Genomic DNA, 5,018 nt, shown 5'->3' on the forward strand with positions numbered 1-5,018 from the left:
CCCCGGTGGGCGAGCCGCAGCGGAATCCCGGCCCTGGCCCCCGCGCCGCGTCCGCCGCCGAGCCCCGTGCCGGCCTCGGCGCGCAGGGCGCTGGGCGTGCGGGCGTAAATCTGCCGGATGGTGTCGTTGAACTGCCGGACGCTGGCGAAGCCCGCGGCGAAGGCGATCTCGGTGACCGGCAGCCCGGTCGTCTGGAGGAGCACCCGGGCGGTGTGGGAGCGCTGGGCCCGGGCGAGCGCGACGGGCCCCGCGCCCAGCTCGGCGTTGAGCTGGCGCTGGACCTGCCGGGCGCTGTAGCCGAGCCGCCCGGCGAGCCCGGGAACGCCGTCGCGGTCCACGACGCCGTCGCCGATCAGGCGCATGGCCCGGCCGACGACGTCGGCGCGGACGTTCCACTCGGCGGAGCCCGGCACGGCGTCCGGCCGGCAGCGGCGGCAGGCCCGGAAGCCGCCGGCCTGGGCCGCCGCGGCGGTGGGGTAGAAGCGCACGTTGGCGCGTTTGGGTGTGACGGCGGGGCAGCTCGGCCGGCAGTAGATGCCGGTGGTCACGACGGCGAAGAAGAACGCGCCGTCGAACCGCGCGTCGCGGCTGCTGACCGCCTCGTACCTGGTTCGTTCGTCCATCACACCGTCCAGTGTGCGGCAGCCGAGGCTGCCGCACTCGCGGTTTTCGGACGTCGAACCGGTGGCTCGGGGCTACCGCACCCGGCCACGCTTGGCCTGCATGGCCGCGCGCCCCTCCGCGCCCTTGCGCTTCCAGTCCCGCAGGATCTCGGCACGCACCCGGGCGTCGGTCTTGGCGACGATCCGCTGGTTCTCGCGGATCAGCTTGCGGTAGCTGTCGAGCCGCCGCTCGGGCAGAACCCCGTCCTCCAGCGCGCCGAGGACGGCACACCCCGGTTCGGCCTCGTGGGCACAGTCGTGGAACCGGCATCGGGCGGCCAGCTCCTCGATCTCGGAGAACACCTCGCCGACCCCGGTCCCGGCGTCGTAAAGGCCCACTCCCCGGAGCCCGGGGGTGTCGATGAGGACGCCCCCGTGCGGCAGGACGAGCAGGTTGCGGGTCGTGGTGGTGTGCCGCCCCTTGCCGTCGACGTCCCGGGCGGCCCGCACCTCCATCACGTCCCTGCCGAGCAGGGTGTTGGCCAGGGTCGACTTGCCCGCGCCGGAGATGCCGAGCAGCACGCTCGTACCACCGGAGACGACGGCGCCGACGACGTCGAGCCCCTCCCCCGTGGTGGAGCTGACCGGCAGCACCTGGACGCCGGGGGCGATCGCCTCGACGTCCTGGACGAGGTGGGACACGGTGGCCGCGTCGGGTACCAGGTCCGCCTTGGTGAGCAGCACGATCGGTTCGGGACTGTGGCCAGCGCCCCGGCCGTCGCCGAGCAGGGCGGCGCCGCTGGAGCTGGACAGGGCGAGCGCGAGGAAGCGCTCCAGGCGGCCGAGGTCCAGCTCGACGGCGAGCGAGACACAGATCGCGATGTGGTCGATGTTGGTGGCGAGCACCTGCCCCTCGGACCGCTGGGAGGAGGTGGAGCGGACGAAAGCGGTGCGGCGGGGCAGCAGCGTACGCACGAAGCGCGGGTCGCCGTCCGCGTCGAGCGCCACCCAGTCGCCGGTGCAGACGATCCGCATCGGGTCACGGGGCACGACGAACGCGGTGTCGGCCCGGACGGTGCCGTCGGCGGTGATCACGTCGCACTGACCGCGGTCCACCCGGACGACCCGTCCCGGCACGAGGCCCTGCTCGGCGTACGGGGAGAAAGCGGCCGCCCAGTCCTCGTCCCAGCCGTACGGAGTCAGCGGGTGCGAGGGAGAAGGAGCGGGAAGAAACGAGAAAGACAAGGGAAACCCTTCACAGGGTGGCCCCGGCACGCGCGCTCGGCGCGGGAATGAGGGAAGTCGGTCAGCCGGTGGCCACGGGGATGAGGACGATGCTCTTCCGGTTGTGGGCAGTGCCCATCGCAACGACAGTCATCAATGTCCTCACCTCCTGGTTCTCTTCCGTTTCCGTGCCGCACGCGTCACCGCGGCGCCCGGAACAGTGGTCACATTAGCCCGGCCCCCGGGAGCGACGTCAACAGCTTTTCCGTACACCTCCGATGGAGGCGGCCGGACGGGGCGTTCGCCGGAGTTGGCCGCAGATCTCCCTCGATCGGGTGATACGCATGCGTAGAGCCTGGTCCGGGGCCGTTAGGGTGCCGAGCATGACCACACCCCAGGCCCCCACCGGCACGTTCACCCACGCCCAGTTGGGCACGCAGATCCTGATCGGCTGGAGCGGCCGGCAGCCCGACGCGGACCAGGACACCGCCTTCCTCCTCGCCTACTCGCTGGGCGACGGGCAGGACGGTGCGGACGTCGGCCGCGAGGCCATGCGCGCCGCACTGGAGCGCGCGGGCCTCCACGTCGGCGGCCCGATCCAGAACGCGGCCGAGAGCCCGGGCGTCCAGGCGAAGCTCCTCGTCCAGGCGGGGCGGGCGGTCCTGACGCTGCCTCACCTCTCGGCGCAGTACCCCGCCCCCGCGGAGTGGCTGGCCGCGGCGCAGGCCCAGGGCCAGGTGTACGGGATGTTCGCCACCAGCCCGTGGCCGGACGCCCTTCCCGGGCAGCCGGTCAGCGAGGAACGGCTGCGGGCCTTCGCCACCGACGTGGAAGTCGTCCGCACCGCCGCCCACTGCCTGCTCCCGGTCCGCTCCCTGGGCTGAGGAGCGCTTCCGCCGCCCCGGACGCACGACGAGGCCCACCACCCCCCGTGGAGTGGTGGGCCTCACCCGTGTGCGGCATGCGGCATGCGGCATGCGGCATGCGACGGAGCATTGCCGCGAAACGAGGACGGGCGGCCCGGAGTGTGATCTCCGGGCCGCCCGCACTCAACACCTCAGGCTGTGGCGCGTCAGTTGTTGCCGACGCCGTTGCCCGAGAGGACCGGGATGTCGTCCAGGATGTGCGACAGCGGCTCGTCACCCTTGGCCTGGGTGGAGTTGTCGGCGCACTGCTGGTTCTGCGGGTTGGACAGGACGTTGACGTCCTGGACCGCGATCGGCACGATGCCGATGAGCGAACCGACGTTGGCCTTGAGGGGCAGGCCGACGCAGAGCTTGTTCAGGGTGCCCTGGACGAGCTGGTTCTGCGGGCTCCAGTTGCCCTCCGTCTCGGCGTTGCCGATCTCCGACTCGGCACCGTTGCCGTTGACGGTGGTGGTGCCACCGTCGTTGCCGATCGCCATGGCCGTGGGAGCCGCGGCTGCGGACAGACCGAGCAGGGACACGGCCACTGCAGCGCCGGCCATCATCTTCTTCATCAACTTCACCTTTCGGAGCGTCCCGTTGTGGAACGTACTGATCAACTGCCACCACCCCTGATCGGTTGCGCAGCACCACTCAAATGGGTTCGTTCCGGCGCAAGGTCGACGCCGCTCCTCAGCCTCAGGGGCCTCACCCTCCGGGGGTCCCAGGCCCGGGACTCTCGTCCGAGGTGCGCGCCGCCGGCACGAAACCGCCGTGCCGGGGAGCCTGGTCCTGGTGCGGTTCCGAGAGGGGGTGACCGCCTCCGGCCGCCTGCCACTCGGCGACGAGCCGGTCGTAGATCGGTGTGCCGCCCGACGCGGGCCACCGCTCTGCGCCCTGTGGGGTCTGACTGTCGTACGGATCCATACAGAGGCCCTACCCGGCCCGGCCCGGATCGTCAGCCGGGGCTACGGCATCCGGCCCAATCGGACAACCCGGCCCGAGACGTCCGCACACGACGAAGGGCCAGTCCGGCCGGTCCGGCGAAGAACGATCGCCGTACGGATGGACTGGCCCCACGCGGGTCGGACCGAGCGGACCGGAGCTACTCGGTCTCAGTTGTTGCCGGCGCCGTTGCCCGAGAGGATCGGGATGTCGTTCAGCAGGTGCGACAGGGCCTCGTCACCCTTGGCCTGGGTGGAGTTCTCGGTGCACTGCTGGTTCTGCGGGGAGGACAGGACGTTGATGTCCTGGACCGAGATCGGNGTGCGACAGGGCCTCGTCACCCTTGGCCTGGGTGGAGTTCTCGGTGCACTGCTGGTTCTGCGGGGAGGACAGGACGTTGATGTCCTGGACCGAGATCGGCACGAGGCCCACGAGGGAGCCGAGGTTCGCCTTGGCCGGGAGGGCGATGCAGGGCTTGTTCAGCGAGCCCTGGATGAGCGCGAACTGCGGGCTCCAGTCACCGTGGGTCTCGGAGTTGCCGTAGGCCTGCGAGGCACCGTTGCCGTTGACCGTGGTGGTGCCGCCGTCATTGGCGATGGCCATGGCAAGAACCAGGTGGAACGGTCCTGTTACGACGGTCAGCCGCCGAGGGGAACTCCGCCGAGCAGCGGGGCGGCACCCTCGGCCGCACCGGTTGCCTGGCCCGCCAGCTTGCCGACCGTGCCGTCCTTCGAGACCGTCTCGGTGGTCTCGGCGACCGTGTCCACCACCGGGTCCACGATCTGCGGGGCACTGGCCATCACCTGGTTGAGGCCGCTGTCGAGGCTGAAGTTGGGGGCCGTGGGCGTAGTAGCGGCGAAGGCGGGAGCGGCCGCTCCGAGGGCAGCCACGGAACCGGCAACAAGGGCGGCGGTCTTCGCGTACTTCACTTTTCTGGTTCCCTTCTGCGCGGCATCTGTTTCGGTCACGTTCCCGTGCCGCACACAAGCTTTCTTTACCTGTGACTTCTGCCGCTTTCTCCCTGATCAACGATCCGGCCGCTGTCGGGAAACTGCGGAGCGGCGTTTTTCTCCGGCGCCTTCCGTGATTCCGGGCCGCGAAGTCGGGCCGCGAAAGGTCCCGGACGGCAACGGGCCCGAGCCGCTCGGTGGAGGAACGCCGAGGGCCCGGGCCCGAGTAGGGCGGCCGCGGATCAGTTGTTGCCGGCGCCGTTGCCGGAGAGGATCGGAATGTCCTCCAGGATGTGCGACAGGGCCTCGTCACCCTTGGCCTGGGTGGAGTTCTCGGTGCACTGCTGGTTCTGCGGGGAGGACAGGACGTTGATGTCCTGGACCGAGATCGG

General features: G+C 70.9%; 7 protein-coding genes and 1 pseudogene. 1 reads left to right on the forward strand and 7 read right to left on the reverse strand.

Annotated elements, in window-relative coordinates:
- Together CR470_RS35630 and rsgA are read right to left on the reverse strand one after the other, a co-directional pair.
- Nucleotides 1-623 (reverse strand): bifunctional transcriptional activator/DNA repair enzyme AdaA (locus CR470_RS35630; RefSeq protein WP_143663953.1); only part of this gene is annotated, 623 nt, incomplete at its 3' end.
- Nucleotides 624-695: 72 nt separating this feature from the next.
- Entirely contained in the window at nt 696-1,847 is a 1,152-nt protein-coding gene (gene rsgA, locus CR470_RS35635; protein ID WP_097871702.1) for a ribosome small subunit-dependent GTPase A, read from the reverse strand.
- A gap of 362 nt (nt 1,848-2,209) precedes the next feature.
- Here rsgA and CR470_RS35640 point away from each other — a divergent pair, with 362 nt between their 5' ends.
- Nucleotides 2,210-2,710 carry a DUF5949 family protein gene (locus CR470_RS35640; protein ID WP_097871704.1) on the forward strand — a complete coding sequence of 167 codons (501 nt, stop codon included), beginning with the start codon at nt 2,210-2,212 and terminating at the stop codon, nt 2,708-2,710.
- A gap of 188 nt (nt 2,711-2,898) precedes the next feature.
- On the opposite strand, the gene CR470_RS35645 is transcribed toward CR470_RS35640, so the two are convergent.
- From CR470_RS35645 to CR470_RS35670, 5 genes and pseudogenes are all read right to left on the reverse strand, one after another.
- Complete coding sequence (locus CR470_RS35645) at nt 2,899-3,306, reverse strand: rodlin (protein WP_097871707.1); 408 nt, start codon at nt 3,304-3,306, stop codon at nt 2,899-2,901.
- A 133-nt stretch (nt 3,307-3,439) separates the two neighbouring features.
- On the reverse strand, nt 3,440-3,658 hold the full coding sequence (locus CR470_RS40920) for a hypothetical protein (RefSeq protein ID WP_097871708.1): 219 nt from the start codon (nt 3,656-3,658) through the stop codon (nt 3,440-3,442).
- A 188-nt stretch (nt 3,659-3,846) separates the two neighbouring features.
- Nucleotides 3,847-4,282 (reverse strand): annotated as a pseudogene (locus CR470_RS35660) (rodlin); the annotation flags it as partial.
- 32 nt (nt 4,283-4,314) lie between these two features.
- On the reverse strand, nt 4,315-4,605 hold the full coding sequence (locus CR470_RS35665) for a hypothetical protein (RefSeq protein ID WP_097871710.1): 291 nt from the start codon (nt 4,603-4,605) through the stop codon (nt 4,315-4,317).
- A gap of 263 nt (nt 4,606-4,868) precedes the next feature.
- The coding region (locus CR470_RS35670) for a rodlin (RefSeq protein WP_257139035.1) at nt 4,869-5,018 on the reverse strand (150 nt) is incomplete at its 5' end.

Source organism: Streptomyces sp. rh34 (assembly GCF_002551245.1).
Classification (GTDB): Bacteria; Actinomycetota; Actinomycetes; order Streptomycetales; family Streptomycetaceae; genus Streptomyces.

Excerpts from the sequence above, each read along its gene's own strand:
- CR470_RS35640 (WP_097871704.1), top strand. The coding sequence starts at position 2,210 with ATGACCACACCCCAGGCCCCCACCGGCACGTTCACCCACGCCCAGTTG.
- CR470_RS35645 (WP_097871707.1), bottom strand. The coding sequence starts at position 3,306 with ATGAAGAAGATGATGGCCGGCGCTGCAGTGGCCGTGTCCCTGCTCGGT.
- CR470_RS40920 (WP_097871708.1), bottom strand. The coding sequence starts at position 3,658 with ATGGATCCGTACGACAGTCAGACCCCACAGGGCGCAGAGCGGTGGCCC.